The organism is Sphingobium sp. L-44 (assembly GCF_056859495.1).
In genome coordinates, this window is record NZ_JBSXOQ010000115.1 from 109676 (window position 1) to 130248 (window position 20573).

Annotated in this window: 17 protein-coding genes; 8 read left to right on the forward strand and 9 right to left on the reverse strand. The window is 66.8% G+C overall.

Features of this window, described 5'->3' with window-relative positions:
- Window positions 1-7 precede the first annotated feature (7 nt).
- On the reverse strand, window positions 8-1324 hold the full coding sequence (locus tag AC13EK_RS19630) for an efflux RND transporter periplasmic adaptor subunit (RefSeq protein ID WP_069336186.1): 1317 nt from the start codon (window positions 1322-1324) through the stop codon (window positions 8-10).
- 52 nt (window positions 1325-1376) lie between these two features.
- The gene (locus AC13EK_RS19635) at window positions 1377-1577 is read right to left on the reverse strand and encodes a hypothetical protein (RefSeq protein WP_004208062.1); all 201 of its coding nucleotides are present in this window, start codon (window positions 1575-1577) and stop codon (window positions 1377-1379) included.
- 168 nt (window positions 1578-1745) lie between these two features.
- On the opposite strand from AC13EK_RS19635, the gene AC13EK_RS19640 reads away from it, so the two are divergent.
- Entirely contained in the window at window positions 1746-3170 is a 1425-nt protein-coding gene (locus AC13EK_RS19640; protein ID WP_483022363.1) for a sigma-54-dependent transcriptional regulator, read from the forward strand.
- Entirely contained in the window at window positions 3160-4500 is a 1341-nt protein-coding gene (locus tag AC13EK_RS19645; RefSeq protein ID WP_069336184.1) for a sensor histidine kinase, read from the forward strand. Before AC13EK_RS19640 ends, AC13EK_RS19645 begins: the two co-directional genes overlap by 11 nt.
- Before the next feature lie 18 nt (window positions 4501-4518).
- Here AC13EK_RS19645 and AC13EK_RS19650 read toward each other — a convergent pair whose 3' ends face one another.
- Window positions 4519-5565: an NADP(H)-dependent aldo-keto reductase gene (locus AC13EK_RS19650; protein WP_069336183.1), complete on the reverse strand. Its 1047-nt coding sequence runs from the start codon at window positions 5563-5565 to the stop codon at window positions 4519-4521.
- 201 nt (window positions 5566-5766) lie between these two features.
- Between AC13EK_RS19650 and AC13EK_RS19655 the strand changes: the two genes are divergently transcribed.
- Together AC13EK_RS19655 and AC13EK_RS19660 are read left to right on the forward strand one after the other, a co-directional pair.
- Window positions 5767-6417, forward strand: a complete 651-nt coding sequence (locus tag AC13EK_RS19655) for a DedA family protein (RefSeq protein ID WP_069336182.1) — start codon at window positions 5767-5769, stop codon at window positions 6415-6417.
- 117 nt (window positions 6418-6534) lie between these two features.
- Window positions 6535-7188, forward strand: coding sequence for a TerC family protein (locus AC13EK_RS19660; RefSeq protein WP_017501376.1), 654 nt, complete (start codon window positions 6535-6537; stop codon window positions 7186-7188).
- Between the two features lie 21 nt (window positions 7189-7209).
- On the opposite strand, the gene AC13EK_RS19665 is transcribed toward AC13EK_RS19660, so the two are convergent.
- From AC13EK_RS19665 to AC13EK_RS19680, 4 genes are read right to left on the reverse strand one after another with little or no spacing between them, the layout of a single operon-like run.
- Window positions 7210-8253: an AbrB family transcriptional regulator gene (locus tag AC13EK_RS19665; RefSeq protein WP_069336181.1), complete on the reverse strand. Its 1044-nt coding sequence runs from the start codon at window positions 8251-8253 to the stop codon at window positions 7210-7212.
- Window positions 8254-8257: 4 nt separating this feature from the next.
- Complete coding sequence (locus AC13EK_RS19670) at window positions 8258-9559, reverse strand: CitMHS family transporter (RefSeq protein ID WP_010335556.1); 1302 nt, start codon at window positions 9557-9559, stop codon at window positions 8258-8260.
- Between the two features lie 34 nt (window positions 9560-9593).
- The gene (locus AC13EK_RS19675) at window positions 9594-11084 is read right to left on the reverse strand and encodes an OprO/OprP family phosphate-selective porin (protein ID WP_069336180.1); all 1491 of its coding nucleotides are present in this window, start codon (window positions 11082-11084) and stop codon (window positions 9594-9596) included.
- 2 nt (window positions 11085-11086) lie between these two features.
- On the reverse strand, window positions 11087-12160 hold the full coding sequence (locus AC13EK_RS19680; protein ID WP_069336179.1) for an ABC transporter substrate-binding protein: 1074 nt from the start codon (window positions 12158-12160) through the stop codon (window positions 11087-11089).
- 106 nt (window positions 12161-12266) lie between these two features.
- On the opposite strand from AC13EK_RS19680, the gene AC13EK_RS19685 reads away from it, so the two are divergent.
- Together AC13EK_RS19685 and AC13EK_RS19690 are read left to right on the forward strand one after the other, a co-directional pair.
- The gene (locus AC13EK_RS19685) at window positions 12267-12920 is read left to right on the forward strand and encodes a response regulator (RefSeq protein ID WP_004208051.1); all 654 of its coding nucleotides are present in this window, start codon (window positions 12267-12269) and stop codon (window positions 12918-12920) included.
- The gene (locus AC13EK_RS19690; protein WP_483022364.1) at window positions 12910-14322 is read left to right on the forward strand and encodes a sensor histidine kinase; all 1413 of its coding nucleotides are present in this window, start codon (window positions 12910-12912) and stop codon (window positions 14320-14322) included. Before AC13EK_RS19685 ends, AC13EK_RS19690 begins: the two co-directional genes overlap by 11 nt.
- A gap of 93 nt (window positions 14323-14415) precedes the next feature.
- Here the strand turns inward: AC13EK_RS19690 and AC13EK_RS19695 are convergent, their stop codons facing one another.
- Window positions 14416-16452 (reverse strand): tetratricopeptide repeat-containing sulfotransferase family protein, encoded by a 2037-nt coding sequence (locus AC13EK_RS19695; RefSeq protein ID WP_069336175.1) that lies wholly within the window; start codon window positions 16450-16452, stop codon window positions 14416-14418.
- Between the two features lie 445 nt (window positions 16453-16897).
- Here AC13EK_RS19695 and AC13EK_RS19700 point away from each other — a divergent pair, with 445 nt between their 5' ends.
- Together AC13EK_RS19700 and AC13EK_RS19705 are read left to right on the forward strand one after the other, a co-directional pair.
- Complete coding sequence (locus tag AC13EK_RS19700; protein WP_483022370.1) at window positions 16898-19525, forward strand: TonB-dependent receptor; 2628 nt, start codon at window positions 16898-16900, stop codon at window positions 19523-19525.
- Window positions 19526-19575: 50 nt separating this feature from the next.
- Window positions 19576-19848 carry a hypothetical protein gene (locus tag AC13EK_RS19705; RefSeq protein ID WP_139149945.1) on the forward strand — a complete coding sequence of 91 codons (273 nt, stop codon included), beginning with the start codon at window positions 19576-19578 and terminating at the stop codon, window positions 19846-19848.
- Window positions 19849-19852: 4 nt separating this feature from the next.
- On the opposite strand, the gene AC13EK_RS19710 is transcribed toward AC13EK_RS19705, so the two are convergent.
- Window positions 19853-20446, reverse strand: a complete 594-nt coding sequence (locus tag AC13EK_RS19710) for a YdeI/OmpD-associated family protein (RefSeq protein WP_069336172.1) — start codon at window positions 20444-20446, stop codon at window positions 19853-19855.
- Window positions 20447-20573 lie beyond the last annotated feature (127 nt).

The following is a 20573-nucleotide window of genomic DNA, read 5'->3' on the forward strand; positions in this document are numbered from 1 at the left end:
TTGCCTTTCACTTCTTTTCGAGGACCAGCCGATCCTTGTCGGCAAACCCGGTATAGGGGGATGTGAGCACCTGCTCGCCGGGCTCCAGCCCGTCGAGAATCTCGATATAGTCGGCGTTGCGCCGGCCGAGGCGCACGGCGCGCTTCACCGCCTCGCCGCCGTCGGGTGTCACCACGAACACCCAGGCACCGCCGGTGTCATTGTAGAAGCTGCCATTGGGGATGAGGCGCGCGCGCACCGGATCGCCCAGCGTCAGCTTGGCCTGGAGCGTCTGGCCGCGCTGGATCTGGGGCGGTTCGCCGTCGAGGAATTGCAGGTCGATCTCGAACTGGCCGTTGCGCACGGTCGGATAGATTTTCGCGACCTTCATCCGATAGCTCTTGCCGTTCCAGTCGACCATCGCGGTCTGGCCGAGCTGGACGCGGGGCAGATAGAATTCGTCGATCCCGGCGACCAGCTTGTTGCGGCCGGGGCTGTCGATCTGGCCCAGCCGCTCGCCGCGCGCCATCGACTGGCCGACCTGGATCGAGAAGGCGGAGACGGTGCCGGCGACCGGGGCGCGCAGATTGAGCGCCTCCAGGCTGGCGCGGGCGACGCCGAGGCTGGACTGGAGGGTTTCGGCCGAGGCGCGCAACTGGGCGAGCTGGCTGGTCTGGAGCCGCTCGTCGGTCTGCTGGGTGCGGGCAAGGACGGCCCGGCGATCGCGCTGATAGGCAAGGTCGTCGCGCGTGTCGGCAAAGGTCCGGCCGGCGACGAAACCGCGCGCGGCCAGCGGCGCTTCCCGCTCATATTGGCGCTGCGCCTTCTTGAGGTCGAGATCGGCCTCCAGCATGGCGCGGTTGTTGGTGAGCCGGTTCTGTGACAGCGCCAGTTCCTGGCTGCGCATCGAATTGAGCTGCTGCGTCACTTCGGTCTGGCGGGCGAGGACCGACAGTTGCAGTTCGGCGTTGGACAGGCGGGCGAGCAGCTGGCCCTTCTGGACGGTGGCGCCATCCTCGACCAGCACCTCTTCGACCCGGCCGCCCTCGATCGCGTCGAGATAGACGGTGATGAGCGGGGTGACGCGGGCGCGCAGCGGCAGGAAATCGTCGAACCGGCCCTGGCTGACGGTGGAGACGACGATGCGGTCGGCCGGCAGGGTCTGGCTGTTGCTGCTGGGCATATAATACCAGGCGGTGCCGATCAGCGCGATCGCGACGGCGGCGCCCAGCGCGACTTTGGCGCGCAGCGGCAGGGTCTTGCGCGCCACCACCCGGTCCATCGCGCCGCCGCTGGTAGGCGCGGCGGCCCGCGGCGTTTCGCTCGGCATGCTGACGACGCTCATGGGCGGCGGCTCCACTGTCCGATTTCGAACATTGCTTGTCCGATAGCGAACATCAGGCGAGGAAGGGCTTGCAGCCGGTGCCGGCGCGCGCGGGGCAGCGGAGATGCCCGGCCTCGGCCGCCATCTGGCGCGGCGCTTCGCAGCCGAACGGCCGGGAAGCGGCCTGCGGCGCGGCCATCACCAGCAGGGTGGCGGCGATGCCGAGCAGGATCGAAAGCGGTTTTGACAGCGAGGAGCCGGGCCGGCGATACATTGTCAGTCTCCATCTGGACTTGGGGCACATGCCCTTTGCCGGATGCTTCGCAAGCGGCGTGCCAGTTGCCTTTTTGCGAGCATGTGCGGGACGGGATGCGGGCCGTGACGGGTCTGGCACGGATATTGATTGCACGGTTCCGGACAGGCGCTGTACGGGAGCGAACGGATGACAGAGGGGCGGATGACACAGGAGAAGCCATTCGAGCTGTGCGTCGTCATCGATGATGATGACGACATATTGCTGGCCGCGCGCCTGTTGCTGCGCGCGATCTTTGGCGAAGTGCTGACCTTCCGCGACCCCGAATCCGCCTTTGCCGCGACCGCCGGTCTGACCCCCGAAGCGTTCCTGCTCGACGCTAATTTCTCGCGCGGGGCGACCAATGCGGCGGAAGGGTTCGAATGGCTGGGCCGTTTCCTGGCGCGCGATCCGCAGGCGGTGATCGTGATGATTACCGCCCATGCCGGGGTGCAGGTCGCGATCGAGGCGATGAAGCGCGGGGCCACCGACTTCGTGACCAAGCCCTGGTCGAACGAGCGGCTGCTGGCGACGGTGCGCACGGCCGCAGCGCTGCGCGCATCGCGCAAGGCGGTGGCGCAGAAGGACAAGGTGGCGATGATCGCGGCCGCGCCGGCGGGGGAGACGCCGCTGCTCGGCACATCGCCGGCGATGGCGCGGGTGCAGCAACTGATCGACCGTGCCGCGCCGACCGACGCCAATGTGCTGATCCTAGGCGAGAATGGCACGGGCAAGGAACTGGTCGCGCGCGAACTGCATCGCCGATCGCGCCGGGCCGAGCGGATCATGCTGCCGGTCGACCTGGGCGCGGTGGCCGAAAGCGTGATCGATTCAGAATTGTTTGGGCATGTGAAGGGCGCCTTCACCGATGCGCGGGCCGACCGGATCGGGCGGTTGCAGGCGGCCGATGGCGGCACCCTGTTTCTGGACGAGATCGGCAATCTGCCGCTGCACCTGCAGCCCAAGCTGCTGACCGCACTGGAGCAGCGCAAGGTGACGCCGGTGGGCGCCAACAAGCCGGTGCGGGTGGACATCAGGGTGATCGCCGCGACGAACCTGAGCGCCGGGCAGATCGCGGACGAGGGGCGGTTCCGCCAGGATCTGCTGTTCCGCCTGAATACGGTCGAGATAGTGCTGCCGCCGCTGCGCGAACGGCGCGAGGATATTCCCGCGCTGGTCGCCCATTATCATGCGCTCTATGCCCGTAAATATGCCCGGCCGGTGCATCCGATCGCGCCCGAGCTGATGGCGGCGCTGGTCGCCTATGACTGGCCGGGCAATGTCCGCGCGCTGCGCCATGCGATCGAACGGGCGGTGATCCTGGCCGGGGACGCGCCCTTTGGCATTGAGGATATCCCGCTGCGCAGCCATGGCAGTTCGGAGCCGGTCCGGATCGACCGCGCCGCCGTGGTGGAGGCGCCGCCACCGCCCGACGACATGAATCTGGAGCGGGTCGAGCGGCGGCTGGTCGAGACCGCGCTGATGAAGCATGGCTATAATATCTCCAGCGCCGCCGCCGAACTGGGCCTGACCCGCGCCTCCCTCTATCGCCGCATGGAAAAACATGGGCTTTGATCGACGCTTCTCGATCGGCCTGGCGCTGCGGCTGGTCATGGCCATGGCCTGCCTGGCGGCGCTCGCCTGGGCGCTGATGACGCCGGACCTTGGCGCCGTGCGCATCCTGTGCGCGATCGGCGCGGCGGTCAGCGCGATGGCGCTATGGCATCATGTGCGCCGCGCCAATTTCGAACTGGCCCGCTTTGTCGAGGCGATCGAGTTTGGCGACCTGCAGGCGCGCTTTGCCCGGCCGGGATCGGACAGCGGCTTCGACCAGCTGGGCGCGGCGCTCGATCGCGGCATCCGCAAGCTGCGCGACGATCGGGTAAGGTTGCAGGAGGCGTCGCGCTTCTACGAGGCGCTGGCCGATGATGCGCCCGCCGCGCTGCTGACGATCGCGCCCGATGGCCGCATCGAGCCGGTGAACAAGGCGGCGCGCAAGCTGTTCAACCGCCATGCCGGGGTGCGGCCGGACGATTATGCCCCCTATGGCGGCCATTTCGCCGCGACGCTGACCGCGCTGGAGCCGGGGCGCAGCCAGACCATGTTGATCGAGACCGATATCGGGCCGCAGCGCGTGCTGATCCGCTGCGCCAGCCTGACCCGGCTGGGCGGGGCGACGCGGGTGATTGCGGTGCAGGTGATCCAACAGGCGCTGAATGCGGTCGAGGTGGCGGCGCAGAGCGACCTCATCCGTGTGCTGACGCATGAGATCATGAATTCGATGACGCCGGTGACCTCGCTCGCCCGCACCGCGTCGGACCTGATGGCGCAGGCGGACGATGGCGGCGATCCGCTGATCGCCGATGCCCGTGCTGCCGTCGATACGCTGGCCCGGCGCGCCGACGGGGTGATGCATTTCGTCGAAACCTATCGCACCATCACCCGCCCGCCGCTGGTCGATCGCCGGTTGTTCGCGGCGCGGCCCTTTGCCGATGAACTGGCCAAGCTGTTTGCGGCCGATGCCGATCGCGCGAGCGTGCATCTGGATGTGCGGGTCACCCCGGCCGACCATCGCATCGATGCCGATCCCGACCTGTTGGCGCAGGTGGTCATCAACCTGCTGCGCAATGCGGCGGATGCGGCCGAATGCCATCGCGACCGGCCGGAAGTGTCGCTGAGCATCGCCGCGATCAGCGCCGGGCGCACCCGGATCGAGGTGGCGGACAATGGCCCCGGCGTGCCCGAGGCGCTGCGCCACGACATCTTCCTGCCCTTCTTCACCACCAAGAAGACCGGCAGCGGGATCGGCCTGAGCCTTGGCCGGCAGGTGCTGCTGGCGCATGACGGCACGATCGAGATCGACAGCGCGCCGTCGGGCGGCGCGCTGTTCCGGCTGACGCTGTAGCGCGGCGGCCGGCCCCGGTCAGGGGCAGGGATCGGGCAGGTCGCGATGGACCGCCTCGATCGCGGCGATGGCGTCGGCGCTGAGCGTCAGGTTGACGGCGTCGATGTCGGCCCTGAGCTGGTCCAACGAGGTCGCGCCGATGATCGTCGCAGTGACGAACGGGCGGCTGTTGACATAGGCGAGCGCAAGCTGCGCGGGATCAAGGCCATGGGCATGGGCGATCGCGACATAGCGGGCGGCGGCCGGTGCCTGGCCGGGCAGGTCGTAGCGGACGAACTGGCGCGCGACGTCGCGGCGGGTGCCGGGCGCGATCACCCCGCCCAGATATTTGCCGGTAAGATTGCCGCCGGCGAGCGGCGAATAGGCGAGCAGGCCGACATCTTCCCGCAGGGAAAATTCGGACAGGCCGATTTCGAACACGCGGTTGAGCAGATTATAGGCGTTCTGGATCGACGCGATGCGGGGCAGGCCCTGGTCCCGCGCCAGGCGCAGATATTCGCTGACGCCCCAGGGCGTTTCGTTCGACACGCCGACATGGCGGATCTTGCCCGCCTTCACCAGATCGGCAAGGGCATCGAGCGTTTCCTCGATCGGCACCGTGTCGGGCCGGTCGGCCAGGGCGGACAGGCCGCGCACGCCGAAGGAGGGGACCGGCCGGTCGGGCCAATGGACCTGGTAGAGATCGATATAGTCGGTCTGCAACCGGCGCAGGCTGTCGTCGATCGCCTGTTCGATGTTCCTGCGATCGAGCCGGTCCGCCGTGCGGATGCCGCGCGAGGGATCGCGCGCGGGGCCGGCCACCTTGGTCGCGAGGATGATGTCGTCGCGCTTCTTACGCCCGGCGATCCAGCTGCCGATATAGGCTTCGGTCAGGCCCTGGGTCTCACGGCTGACCGGGGTGACCGGGTACATTTCGGCGGTGTCGATGAAATTGACGCCCTGGCCGATCGCATAGTCGAGCTGGGCGTGCGCTTCGGCTTCGCTGTTCTGCGATCCCCAGGTCATGGTGCCAAGGCAGATCAGGCTGACCCAGAGGTCGGTGCGACCCAGCGTGCGATATTCCATATGTCATGGCCCTTTCGTGGCAAGCGACTGGTTTCTAGCCGTTTGTCGGGAAATGCAAAGCCATGGCGGGATCGGTTGAGAAACTATCATTGACAGCATCCGTCCGGCCGCAGACAGGAAACAGCTCGTCCATCGGTTAACCAAAGGCTCATCGGATCGCCCTAGGTTGCGACTCCTTCCCTGTTGGTGCGTTGATCGAGCATGTCTGACCTGTCTGATCTCATCCTGGACATGATTACCCGCTATGGCTGGTGGAGCGGGCCGATCATCGGCGTGCTGGCCTTTTTCGAATCGCTGGTGGTGATCGGGCTGTTCGTGCCGGCGATCGCCACGATGATCGCGGTCGGCGGGCTGATCGGGGCGGGGCTGGTCGATCCGGCGCCGGTGTTCGTCTGCGCCGTGTTCGGCGCGATCCTGGGCGATTGGGTATCCTATACGCTGGGGCGGTCGGTCGGGCCGGCCATCTATCGCCATCGCTGGCTGCGCGGGCATCGGCTGGCCTTTGCGCGGGCGCGGCTCTTCTTTCGCCGCTATGGCTTCATCTCGGTGCTGCTCGGCCGCTTCCTGGGACCGGTCCGCTCGACCGTGCCGGTGGTCGCGGGTGTGGTGAAGATGCCGCATGGCCCGTTCCAGATCGCCAATATCCTGTCCGCCCTGCTGTGGGTGCCGGCGCTGCTGCTGCCTGGCTATCTGGCCGGCGGCCGGCTGACCCATTTCGATTTCGAGGCCGAGCATTTCGCCATGATGGCGCTGGGCCTGTGCCTGGTGCCGCTGCTGCTGGGGTGGCTGGCGATCCGTTTCTTCAACAAGCCGCGCCAGCGGCATCGCACCATGTCCGCACAGCGCGGCTGAAAGGTTGATGACAGGCTGCTTCGCTAATCGGCGGCGGCCCAATTCACACCCAATAGGCTGTTCGCTGCGGCGGTGATGATCTTCACGTCGTTGCCTTGCGGGACGGCGAGAGGATTTATGAACGACATCTGGACTCACATAGTCGCCGATTTTTCCAATCTCGGCTCTCCATCCGCGCTGGCCGCCTTTGGCCAGGTGGTGCTGATCGACATCATGCTGGCGGCGGACAATGCGATCGTCGTCGGCGCGCTGGCGGCCGGCCTGCCGCCTGCGTCGCGGCGCAAGGTGATCGCGATCGGCGTGATCGCCGCGCTGGTGCTGCGCATCGCCTTTGCCCTGCTGGTGACGCAACTGATGCAGCTTGTCGGCCTGGTCTTTGCCGGCGGCCTGTTGCTGGTCTGGGTCGGCTGGAAGATGTGGCGCGAACTGCGCGCGCATGGCGAACCGGAAGATGCCGAGCATATGGCCGGCAAGGCCGCGCCCAAAGGCTTTGCCCAGGCCGCCTGGGCGGTCGCGATCGCCGACGTCAGCATGAGCCTGGACAATGTGCTGGCGGTGGCCGGCGCGGCGCGGGAGCATCCCGGCATCCTGGTGATCGGCCTTGTCCTGTCGGTGGCGCTGATGGGCGTGGCGGCGAACCTGCTGGCCCGCGTGATCGAACGCTATCGCGCGATCGCCTATTTCGGCCTGGTCGTGATCCTCTATGTCGCCGGCAAGATGATCTATGAAGGCGCGATCGACCCGGCCACGGGCCTCATCACCTTGTTCTGATAAAAAGAATGGCGGGGCCGGTCAGTCGGCCCCGCTCTTCCTTCCCATGGAGGCAAAGCCGAGCGGCGCGCCGATCAGCACCAGGATGACGCGGGTCAGATGGTGGATGACGACGACGCCCGGCTCCAGCGCCAGGCTGAGCGCGACCATGCTCATTTCGGCGAGACCGCCTGGCGAATAAGCGAGCGTCAACAGCACCGGATCGACCCCGGCGAGCGTGCCGATCCCCGCCGCCCAGGCAAAGGTGACGGCCAGCAGGATCGCCGTCGACCCCGCCGCCAGCGCCAGGATGCGCAGCAATTCCTTCAACGTCAGGCCGACGAAGCGGCAGCCCATGGTGGCGCCAAGGCCGACCTGTGCCGCGGCCAGCGCCCAGCCTGGAATACGGAAATCGGCCAGGCCGCTCATATGCACGGCGGCGCTGACTGCCAGCGGCCCGACCAGATGCCAGGCGGGCAGGCGCAGCAGCCGGCCGATCAGCAGGCCCAGCAGCGCGCAGCCCAGCCCCCAGAAGAGCAGCGACCAACTGGCGACATCGCCGGTCACCGGGGTGATGGCGCTGGCCGCGACCGGCGCATGGTCGAGCCGGATCAGGAAGGGCAGGATGAAGACGACGAGGAAGATGCGCGCGCCATGGATCAGGCCGATGGCGCGTTCGTCGGCGCCGCGCTCGGCGCCCATCACCACCATTTCGGCAATGCCGCCGGGCATGCCGGCGAAATAGGCGGTGGCAGGGTCGAACTTCGCGACCTTGCGGAAATAGGTGACGCACAGCAGCGCGGCGGTGGCGAGGAAGAAGGGCAGGGCGGCGAGCGGGATGATCCAGTCGCGCGCCTGTGGCAGAAGATGGGGGCCAAAGCTGCTGCCCAGCACCACGCCGATCACCGCCGCCATAGGGCGGCGGGTGGCGGCGGAGGCCTGAATCGGCAAACCGGCGACGCTGGCGACCGCGCAGGCCGCCATCGATCCGAGCACCCAGGGCAGTGGCGCATGGATCGACCAGAAAAGCGCGCCGCCGGCCGCCCCGACGGCAAGCGCCGCCAGGAAGCGGAGGAGTGTGTCCACCCCCCTAGGCGACAAAGGGGAAAGCCAGGGCGATCATGCCGACCAGGGTCATGACGATGCCGACCGCGGCGGCGGGCAGCAGGGTGAAGCGCTGATGATCGGCCAGGTCCACGCCTGCCAGGCTGACCAGCAGATAGGTGGAGGGGACCAGCGGGCTGAGCAGATGGACCGGCTGGCCCATCAGCGAGGCGCGGGCGATCGCCATCGGTTCGACGCCATAATGGGCGCCGGCTTCGGCGAGGATCGGCAGCATGCCGAAATAGAAGGCATCGTTGGAGATGAAGAAGGTGAAGGGCATGGAGAGCAGGGCGGTGATCGGCGCCATATAGGGGCCGAGCGCGGGCGGGATGACGCCGACGACTTCCTTGCTCATCGCCTCCACCATGCCGGTGCCGCCGAGGATGCCGGTGAAGATGCCGGCGGCGAAGATCAGCGACACAACCGACAGGACATTGCCGGCATGGGCGGCGATCCGTTCCTTCTGCTGGGCGACGCCGGGATAGTTGACGATCATGGCGATGGCGAAGGCGATCATCATCAGCACCGAGAGCGGCAGCACGCCCCAGACCAGCAGGACGAGCAGCGCCACCACCAGCAGGCCGTTGAACCAGCGCAGATGCGGCCGGCGCGCTTCGGGATATTGCGAGACGCCCAGGTCCGACGGGGCGACCGACTGGCGCGCCTGCACCTTGCCGAGGCGGCGGCGTTCCTTGATCCCGAACCAGAAGGCGAGGCCGAGCAGGAAGGCAAGGCCGGCGATCATGCCGGGGATGAGCGGCAGGAACAGGGTGGCCGGGTCCAGTTTCAGCGCGCTTGCGGCGCGGGCGGTCGGCCCGCCCCACGGGGTCAGGTTCATGATCCCGCTCGTCACCATCAGCAGGCAGACGAGGTAGAGCCGGTTCATGTCGAACCTTTTGTAGAGAGGAAGCAGCGCAGCGATGGTGATGATGTAGGTGGTCGACCCGTCGCCGTCGAGGCTGACGATCGCGCAGAGCACCACCGTGCCCAGCAGGATCAGCAGCGGATCGCCATGCACGATCTTCACCAGCCGGGCGACCAGCGGGTCGAACAGGCCGGTGTCGGTCATGGTCGAGAAGAAGAGGATGGCGAACAGCAGCATGACGCCGGTCGGCGCCAGATTCTTGATGCCGTCGATCATCATGTCGCCAAGGCCGGCGGCCTGACCGGCGATCACGCCGAACAGCGAGGGGATGACGATCAGCGCGACCAGCGGGGTCATCCGCTTGGTCATGATCAGCGTCATGAAGGTGGCGACCATCAGGAAGCCGAGCAGGGCAAGATTCATCGCTGCGTCCTTGAGGGGGCTGGAGGAAGGAGGATCAGAAGGTCACGCCGACACGGGCGCTGACGGTCTGGCCGTCATCGCCGCCCGTGTAGGTGCCGGCGCGGTTGTTGGTGTGCCACTGGATGCCGTTGAGCTGGATCCGGGTGAAGCTGTTGAGATACCAGTTGACGCCCAGCGTCGCGGCCCAGCCGTCGCCGCCCAGCACTAGGTCGGTATAATCGAGATTTTCGTAGCGGGCGGTCAGTTCGATCGCGCCGAGGCCGCCGTCGAGCACGGGGTCGAGCACATTGGGCTGGCCGAAGCTGCCGAGGCGCGGGTTGTAGGGCGGCAGTTCGCCGGTCAGGAACAGGCCGCTCGACAGGCTCCAGCCCTTGCTTTCGAAGCTGGGGCGTCCGCCGTCGAGCCGTGCGATGCGGCGGCCGGCCTCACCCATCACCCACAGGCCGCCGACATAGCCGCCCAGTTCCGCGCCATAGCCGGTGGTCGAGCGGCCGCCGAGCAGTTCGCCGGTGGTGACGCGGACCGCGCCGTTGAAGCGGCCGCCGATGACGGTGCTGCGGGTCAGGGTGGTCGCGGCGGACGACAGGGCTTCGTCGAAGAACCAGCCGCCGACATGGAGCAGCGAGCGATCGGTCCTGATCGGGTTCCAGTGCGCACGACCGCTGAAGGTACGGCTGTCATTGGTCGCCTGTTCGCCATCGACGCGGTCGCCGGTCACGCTGAGCGAGGCATGCCAGTTGGGCCCGAACATGCGGCCCATGATGCCGATGCCGTAGAAGCCACGCTGCGGGATGATGGCGGTCGACACCACGCCCCGTTCCAGGAAGGGGGTGGAGTCCGAACCGGTGCTGCCTTCGAAGGCGCGGTCGTTGAACAGGTGCCCCGCGCGCACGTCATAATCGACCTTGCTGCTGATCTTGTTGCGATAGCCCAGGAAGGCGGTGACGATGTCGACCTCATTCTCCGAAAAATCGCTTTCGAACTGGTAGAAGAAATGCGGGCCGACGCCGCCTTCCAGACCCAGGCGCAGCGCGCGCATGCCGGTCGTCGTGGTGTTGCGGCCGCCATATTTCGACCCCATGGTCGAGCTGACGTCGACCAGGATGCGGCCGCGCGGCTTGTAGGTGAAGACGCCGTCGGCCGAGCGGAAGACGGGCAGGCCCGCGCCCCATTCGGTGGTGACGCCGGACGGATTGGCGGCGACCGCGCGGGCCTGGGCCACGTCGATATCGGCCGGGCCGGGGGGCACGATCTGCGGCGCGAAGGGGGCGATGACCAGCGGCTGGGTCGCGTCCTGCTGCGCCATTTGCGGCGCGGGCTGCGCAGCGGCGGGGGGCGTCGCGGCCTGGGCGGCGGCCTGCTGCCCCTCGATCTTGTCGAGCCGGGCCTTGAGCGCGGCGATCTCGGCCGCCTGGGCCTTCACCAGTGCGGCCAGATCATCGGCGCTGGGCGTCTGGGCGAGGGCGGGCGTGGCGACGATCAGTGCCAGCGCGGCGCAACCGCCGCGCAACATCAGATGGGACATGCTTATCGGGCTCCGGAAATAAGGGCCGCCTGCCATTCGCGCAGGAAGCGCTGGCGCGTGAGGCGGTCGAGATTGACGAGAAGCTGCGGGCCGACGCGGATCGAGCGGGCCTGGGCAGCGGGCAGGCGGCGGCCGTTGATGTCGGTCCGCACCGGCCAGAGGCTATGTTGCGCGAGCAGCGATTGCCCTTCGCGCGAGAGGAGGAAGTCGAGGAACAGCTTGGCGGCGGCAGGGTGCCGCGCCTCGCGCGCGATGAAGGCGATGCGCGACATCACGATGGTATAATCTTCGGGAAAGACGACGCCGATGCGCGGGTCGCGGCGGGCGCGTTCCTGCGCGTAGGAGCCGATCACATTATAGGCGATCGAGAATTTGCCTTCGGCCACGCCGCGCAGCATCGGTTCGGTGGTGATGTGCAGTTGCGGCCGGGTCGCGGCCATCGCCTCGACCAGCGAGCCGGTGTCGCGGGTGATGGCATAATCCTGGGTCAGATAGAGATAGCCGGTGTTCGAGCGGGCAGGATCGAAGGTCGCGACCTTGCCGATCAGTGCCTTGCGATCCTTGCGCAGCATCGCCTCCAGCGCGGCATGGCTGCGCGGCGGATTGGCAATCGCCTTCTTGTTGTAGGCATAGGCGATCGGTTCTGCGGTGACGCCAAAGCCCATATTCTTCCACACCGCATTGGCGGGCAGGGCGGGCTTTTCCGGGCTGGCATAGGCCTGGGCAAAGCCGTCATTGATGAGCTTGACCTGCTGGTCCATCGCCGACGACCAGACCAGGTCGGCCGACATCCGGCCGCTGCGCGCCTCGGTCGAGAAGCGGCGGAACATCTCGTTCGACCCGAGGTCGGAATAGCTGACGGTGACGCCGGGATAGCGGCGCTGGAACGCCAGGATGACCGGTGCCATTTCCGACGTGTCGGCATTGGCATAGACGATGACCTGCCGTTCGGCACGGGCATCGCCGATCAGATCGTCATAGGAACGCGGATAGCCGGTTGGCCTTTGCGCTAACGCTGTCGCGCTGGTGACGGACAGGCTTGCCAGCGCCGCCACTATCTGAATAACCCTTCGCATCGACCCTGCTCCTCACATGTTCCGTTCTTCTGTCGGATTGGGAGAGGCAGTTACGAAGCCAAGCTGTCATCAACCTTTCAGCATCGGGTGCCCTATTCGGATTTTGATGATCGAGGATGACGCCGCACTGGCGCGCAGCATTGCAGCCCTGCTGCGGGCGGGCGGCCATGCGGTGGACCATGTCGCGACCGGCGAGGATGCGCTGGCGGTGGTGGGCGGCGAACCCTATGCGCTGGTGATACTGGATGTGGGCCTGCCCGATATCGACGGCTTCACCGTATTGGCGGAATTGCGCCGGCGTGGCGAGAAAGTGCCGGTGCTGATGCTGACCGCGCGCGATGCGCTGGACGATCGGGTGCGGGGGCTGGACCTGGGCGCCGACGATTATCTGCGAAAGCCCTTCGAGCCGCAGGAACTGGAGGCGCGGGTGCGGGCGCTGGGGCGGCGGCGGGGCGGCGATCCGACCCCGGAAATCACGGTCGGGCCGCTGACCATCAATCGATCGACCGGTGCCGCCGATGTCGCCGGACGGGCGCTGGACCTGCGCCGGCGCGAACTGGCGGTGCTCGAGTCGCTGGCGACCAGGGCTGGGCAGGTGGTGCCGCGCGAATTGCTGATCGGCGAGGTGTTCGGCTTTGACGAGCCGGTCGGCAGCAATGCGATCGAGGTGCATGTGACCCGGCTGCGCGGCAAGCTGGCGCCTGACGGGCCGGGCATCCGCACGGTGCGCGGCGTGGGCTATATGCTCGATGCCCAATGAGGGACGGCCATCGGGCGAGGGGCGGGCCATTGCCCTGCGCACCCGCCTGCTGGCGGCGATGCTGGGGCCGATGCTGGGCGCGGCGGCGATCATCGGCGTGGGCGGCGCGACGCTGATTTCCGACGTCGTCCGCCGGACCAACGACCGGGTGCTGGGCGGCGCGCTGGGCGCGATCGCCGAAACCGTGCAGGTGGAACGGGGCGAGGTGACGCTGGACCTGCCGCCCGCCGCCTTCGGCATGCTGGAGAATAGCGAGCGGGACAATGTCTATTACCGGATCGCGGTGGGCGGCACGTTGCTGACCGGCTATGCCGATCTGCTCGCGCCCGACCCGCGGACCATGCCGGTCGACCAGCCGCGGTTCCGCTTTGCCCGGTATCGCGGGCAGGACATCCGCATCGGCGAGGTGAAGCGCAGCCTGCCGCGGATCGCCGACCCGGTGATCGTGCAGGTGGCCGAGACGCTGGATAACCGGCGGGCGCTGATGCACCGGCTGATGATCGCGCTGCTGATCGGCGAACTGACGCTGGTGGGGGTGGCGATCCTGCTGCTGCGGCCGGCGCTGGGCTGGAGCCTGCGGCCGTTGCTGCGGCTGCGGCGCGCGGTTGAGGTGCGCGATGGCGGCGCGCGGCCCGATTTCTCGGCACTCGAAGCGGGGCCGTTGCCGAGCGAATTGCGGCCATTGGCGCGGGCGTTCAACCGGCTGCTGCGCCAGCTGGACCAGGCCACGGGGGGCGTGCGCCGCTTCACCGCCGATGCCTCGCACCAGATGCGCACGCCGATTTCGGTGCTGAAGGTGCAGATCGAGCTGGCGCGCCGGGGATCGCGCGAGGCGTTCGACGAAATTGCCGATGCGGCGCAGCGGCTGGAGCGGCTGGTGACGCAGTTGCTGGCGCTGGCGCGGGCCGAGGAGGCGGGGGCATCGCCGCCGCTGGAGACGGTGGACCTGAAGGAAGTGAGCGCGGTGGTGGTCAACCGACTGATCAACCAGGCGATCCAGGCGCAGGTCGAACTCAATCTGGAGGCGTCGGACGCGGAAAGCTATCGCGTCGAGGCGCATCGCACGCTGGTGTTCGAGATATTGGCCAATCTGGTCGACAATGGCGTCCGCTATAACCGGCCCGGCGGCACGGTGACGATCGCGCTGGCGCAGGGCGAGGACGCGACCCTGATGACGGTCAGCGACGACGGCCCCGGCATTGCGGTGGAGCATCGCGACAAGGTGTTCGAACGCTTCTTTCGCGTGGGCGGCGCCAGCGCGCCGGAGGGGACGGGGCTGGGCCTTGCCATCGTCCAGTCCGCCGCGTCGCGCATGGGCGCGCAGGTGGAGATTGTCGAGGGCGGCGCGGGCACGCATATCCGCGTGCGCTTTCCGCGACGGGGGGAGGATGGCGCGGTTTAGCGCGCTTCTGCCCACTTGTGCGCAGGCCGCCGCTTCGCGGAGCACCCACCGCCGGCTCCTCCCTGGAAGGGAGGGGATGAAAGGCGCGCATGATCAGCGCGGCGGCAGGTCGGGATAGCTTTGCGCGATCGGCCCGAGCGCGTCGGCCAGCGGGGTCAGCCAGGGTTCGAATCGCCGCCAATGATCGACGCCGCCGGTATAGATGGGCTGGCGCACCTGTTCGGAACTGGCGGTGCGCACTGCCCGGTCGGTCTGCCAGAAGGACAGGCAGGCCTCCTCGAAATCGAGGCCGAGATAGGCGAGCAGCCGGTCGACCTCGCCGGGCGTGTCGGCGACCATCTGTTCATAGATAACGCGATGGACCCGGCCCGGCGCAGCCGCGTCATAGGCCGCCATCAGCGCGACATAGTCGCGATAATAAAGGCCGATGTCGGTGAGGTCATAGGTGAAGGCCTGGCCGCGCGCGAAATGCTGTTTCCAGCCGGAAAAGCAGCAGCCCATCGGATGGCGCCGCGCGTCGATGATGCTGGCATTGGGCAGGATCAGCTTGATGAGGCCGACATGCTGCCAGTTGTTGGGCATCTTGTCGATGAAGCGCGGCTTGCCGCTCTGTCGGTGGACGCGGGTCTGTTCGACATATTCCTCGCCCAGTCGTCGGCGATCGGCCGGGGTCAGCGATGCCGCCATGGCCGCGAAATCGGCAAATTCGCCGTCATCCACCCGCGATTGCAGGCGGCTGGCGATCATCATCATCTCGGGCAGTTCCATCGTGCCTTCGACCTGGCTGTGGCTGGCGAGAATCTGTTCGACCAATGTCGATCCCGCGCGCGGCAGGCCGACGATGAAGATCGGGTCGGGCGCGGGGCAGCCGCCATCGCCCATGGCGGCGATGAAGGGCGCGCTGAAAGTCGCGGCGGTAGCCGCCACTTCAGTGGAAAATTCGCCGGCATCATGGCGGATCATCGCGCGGCGCAGCCGGTTGCCGGCGTCATAATGGCGGAAGGCGGCTTCGTCCGCCTTGCGATCCTCCTGCGCCTTGCCGAGCGAGAAATGGAGGTGGAAGACATCCTCGCCATCGGTCTGGCCATCGCTCGCCAGGGTTTCGAGCGCGCGCTCCATCGTGGCGATGTCGGCGGCGTCGAGCTTCACGGTCTTGAGGTTGGCGAGGCTCCACCAGGCTTCGCCCATGGTCGGGCGATGATGCACCGCCTGGCGATAGGCATGGACCGCGTCGGCCTGTCGCCCCAGCGTCTTGAGCGCATGACCCAGATTCTGCCAGACCTGCGGCTGGTCGGGACGATCGGCCAGCAGCCGCTCATAGATGGCGCGTGCCGCGTCCTGATCGCCCAGCCGCACCAGCACCGATGCGCGGATCAGGTCATAGCCCGGATTATGGATCGGCGAGCGGGCGAGGATTTCGGCATGGGCCAGCGCTTCGTTCAGGCGGTTATTCTGCAATAGCAGGCGGATGAGGAAATCGCGGGCGAGGTCGAAGCCGGGTGCCAGCGCGACGGCGCGCTCGACATGAGCGAGGGCGGCATTCATGTCGCCGCGCCGCCATTGCACCTCACCCATGAGGCGGATGCCGGCGGGATCGTCGGCCAGGCGATCGGCGCGCGCCGACAGCTGCGTGGCCGCGTCGTCCAGCCGCCCCTCGTTCATCGCCATTGCTGCTGCCAGCAGGTCGCGATCGCGCGAGGCGGCATGAACGCCCGACAGGTCGGCGCGCCAGGCATCGCCATCGCGCCCAACCGTGCGTAGCAGCCCGGCCAGCAGGAACCAGCCGCCGGGCACGCCGGGTTGCTGGCGGGTCAGGCTTTCGAGCGCGCCGATCGCCTGGCGCTGGTCGCCGGCGTCCTGCGCGGCCTGGGCCAGTTCCCACAATATCGCGGGGACGGTGGGATGCTGGCGGGCGAGGGGGGCGAGCCGGGCCAGTGCGGCCTTGGGCTTGCCGAGGCGGCGCAGCGCCTGGCCGATCAGCAGTTCGGCGGGGGGCAGGCGCCCGGCCCGGCGCAGGATCGCCTCGGCCTGCGCCAATGCCGCATCGGGGCGGGCGTCGAGCAGGGCGGCGGCGTCTGCCAGCGCCGTCTGGATGCTGTCGGTTGCCGGTACGGCGGACGCGTTCCCCATAGCCCCTCATATTTGTGCGACTGCTCAAAATCTTATGTCGGCTGCAGGCAGGCGTCGAGTCAGCTTGTCGTAAAAGTTTCAAAAAGTCGCCGAACAGCCGCTTGACAGGGCGTGTCCGATCGGCAGTATCGAATTTAGGACAGTTGTTCTGATTGCTGCAAAAGCGAACTGTCCGGGGATTATGGAACAGATAAACAGCGTGGCCAGCGTCTGGCGGCGATCCTGAAAGAGTCTCTCTTTCGGGCGGGGCATCCTTCGCCCTGTCGGCCGCCGGTGCGCGAGGCCATGCGAACGCGTCAGGGAAGGAGACCCGGAGCACCGGGCGAATTTCGCAGGAGAGGACGAGTCGCAACGCGTATCAGGGGGTATTCGTATGGCCATTCGTCTCCGCTCGCGAAGAGTGCGCACGTTCTGCGCGCTTGGCACGAGCACGTTCCTCACACCGATGATCCTGTCCGCGCCGGCACTGGCGCAGGCCCCGGCGGCCGATGCCGCCGCCGCCGATGCGGCCGCCGCCGAGGCCGAACAGGGGCTGGGCGAGATCGTCGTCACCGCGACGCGCAGCGCGCAGAGCATCCAGAAGGTGCCGATTTCGATGCAGGCGCTGGGTGCGGAGAAATTGCAGGAACGACAGGTGAAGGGCCTGAGCGATTTCGCCGCACTGCTGCCGTCGGTCTCGTTCGAGGGCATTGGCCCCGGCCGCAACACCGCCTTCTTCCGCGGTATCGTGCCCGCCGGCGGTGCCTATGCCTCGGTCGGCTATTATCTCGACGACATGCCGATCACCGGCACCGAAGTGCCTGATATCCATGCCTATGACCTGGAACGGGTCGAGGCGCTGTCCGGGCCGCAGGGCACACTCTATGGCGCCGGCTCGCTGGCCGGCACCATCCGCCTGATCACCAACAAGCCCAAGCTCGACAAGTTCGAGTTCGGCTATGACGTGGAAGCCAATAAATATGGCAAGGGTGATTTCGGCGGCCAGCTGGAATCCTACATCAACGTGCCGCTGGCGCCGACGCTGGCGGTGCGGGCCATGGGCTATTATCGGCGCGACGGCGGCTATATCGACAATACGCCCAACAACGGCACGTTCAACGATGGCAGTTCGTCGACCCTGACTCTGGGCGACAACAACCCCAACACATCCTACACGCTCGACAATAGCGACATCGCCAAGGATGATTACAACACCATCCGCGAATTTGGCGGCCGCTTCCAGCTGCTGTGGCAGCCGACCGAGGGCTGGGACATCACGCCCGAGATCACGGCCCAGAAGCAGGTGGCGCGCGGTTATTTCGGCTATGATCCGCGGGTCGGCGATCTGGAAGTCCATGACTATGACCAGACCAAGAATGACGATCGCTGGTATCAGGCGGCGCTGTCGATCCACGGCCATATCGGCGATTGGGACATCGTCTCGGCCACCGGCTATTTCAAGCGCCGCACCCGCACGCTGAACGACTATACCTATTACACGGTCACCTATGACGGCTTCGGGCCGGGCTATGAAAGCTACCTGCAATTTTTCGACAATTGCACCGGCTCCGGCGCCAGCCAGCAGTGCCAGATGATCAACCCGACCCAATATTATCATGCCGACACGCACCGCAACAAATTCACCCAGGAATTGCGGATCTCGACGCCCAAGGACTGGCCGTTCGACGTGACCGTCGGTGGCTTCTACCAGCGGCAGAAGAATGAGCTGAACACCAGCTATGCGATCCGCGGGCTCGACACGATCACCGGCTATACCGCGACCGGCGGCGGCGATGTGGCGGGCGGGCTGATCGGCGTGCCGGCCATGTATGGCATCACCTATGATGACGACGGTAATCCCGTCTTCGATACCAGCGATGTCATCAATCCGAACGGCAATCCGCTGGGCACGATGATCCTGGGCACCCAGGCGGTGAAGGGCGACGCCTTCTATTATGTCGAGCAGGACCAGCTCTATCATGACAAGGCGATCTTTGCCGAAGGCCATTACAACATCACGCCGACGCTGAAGTTGACCGGCGGCATCCGCTATTTCTGGACCGACTATAAGGTTCGGGGCTTTGCCGGCGTCGCCGGATCGGCCGCAGGCGTGGGCTGCACCACGCCGCTGCCCGATGACGAGCGGCTGACCTGCGTCAACACCAACCCCAATGCGGCGGACGGCACCGGCCGCTACAAGGAAGATGGCGAGACCCACAAGGTCGCGCTCGACTGGCAGTTCCAGCCCGACAAGATGGTCTATTTCAACTATTCGACCGGCTTCCGCCCTGGCGGGTTCAACCGGCCGCTGCGCATCCGCAGCCTGGGCAAGATCGTCAATGTCGCGCCGTTCAAGTCGGAAACGCTGACCAATTTCGAGGTCGGCGTGAAGACCACCTGGAACAATATCTTCTGCTTCAACGCCGCCGTCTATTATGAGAAGTGGAACAATATCCAATATGGCGTGGTCGTGTCGGGCGCACAGGGCGCGGGCATGACCGGCAATGCCGGCAAGGCCGAGGTCAAGGGCATCGAATATGATGCCGACCTGCGGCTGGGCAAGGTGACGATCTCCACCTCCGGCGCGTTCAACGATGCCAAGCTGAAGGGCGATTTCTGTAACTTCGCGCTCAATACCGAGACCGAGTCCATTGCGCAGCTGAGCAGCTGTACGCTGGGCGAATTCGTCGAAGGATCAAGCCCGCCGACGCCGCAGGTTGCGGCCGCCAACGGCACCCGCCTGCCGCGCCAGCCGCGCTTCAAGGGGACGACATCGATCCGCTATGACACCGACCTGGGCGACTATGCCGCCTATATCCAGGGCGCGGCGCTCTACCAGACCGGCGCGACGCAGGATCTGAACGTCGAGAGTAACGAGCTGCTGGGCAATACCAAGGGCTTTGTCAGCTTCGATTTTTCGGGCGGGATCAAGAAGGATAATTGGAGCGTCACCCTGTTCCTGCAGAACGCCTTCGACAAGCGCGGGCAGCTGACGCGCAACACCTTCTGCTCGATCGACTTCTGCGCCAACAGCTCGCGCACCTTCACGATCAAGCCGCAATTCTTCGGCATAAGGTTCGGCCAAAAATTCTAAACAGGTCGCCGAACAATATGGCCATGCCCCGCACGATATGCGCGCGGGGCATGGCCATTTTCATCGGGGTGGCGGGCATGCTGCTCGCCATGCCGGTGGCGCCGCGCGCGCAGGAGGATCATTCCGGTCTGACCCGCGCGGCCTATCGCGCCCGCTGCCTGATGTGCCACAGCCGCGCCGCGCCAGAGGGTGTCTCACCGGATATTTTGGCAGGGCTGCATCCCGAACCGGGGCTGAAGCCGGCGGCCGCGATGCCGGGCGTCAGTTGCTGGCGGCGCTGCACCAATTGCTGGCCCGCAGAGCCGCGGGAGGGACGGAAGTAGATCCCTATTTCTTCTCATATTTCCAGTTGCGGCCCTTGCCCTCGCCAATCCAGTCGAGGGCCTGGGCGATGCGCTTGTCGCGGGTGGCGTCGGTCTTCGCCTCATTGATCCACTCGCAATAGTCGCGGATCTTGCCGGGCGGGAAGGCGGCCCAGATCGCCTCCGTTGCCGGGTTGGCGGCGATGGCGGCCGCGAGGGCGGGATGGACCGGCAGAGGCGGCTTTGGTGCCTTGGGGCCGGTGCGTGGGCGATCGCCGGCGTCGATCAGGGCCATGGCCTGCGCGATCAGCCCGGCGATCTCCGCGTCGGAGGGGAGGTCGGCGAGGGCGGTGAGGCGGCCGAACTGGCCCATGGCGTCGTCGCTGGCGCCTTCACGCCCAACCTTGTCATGCCAGAAGCCGAAGGCGGCATGGCCCTTGAAGGCGGCCATGTTCGCGAGATTCTGGTCCCTGTAGGTGAAGAAGGGCATGCCCCATTTGACCGCTTCGCCGATGTCCGGCGATGCGGCATGCATCAGCGCCCGGATATGGTCGAGGATGGGGCGGGCGAAGTCCGCCTGGGCGGCGATATAGACGTCGATCCGCGGGTCTATGGCCATAGGATGATCCCCCTCGCTGTGCCGCGGGCTCAAGCGGCTGTCCCGATCGGCTGGTGATGCCATCAGCCGGCGGGCAGTGCAACGCACGGGGCAATCGCACGGGGCGCAGCGAGAGGGACTGCGGGCG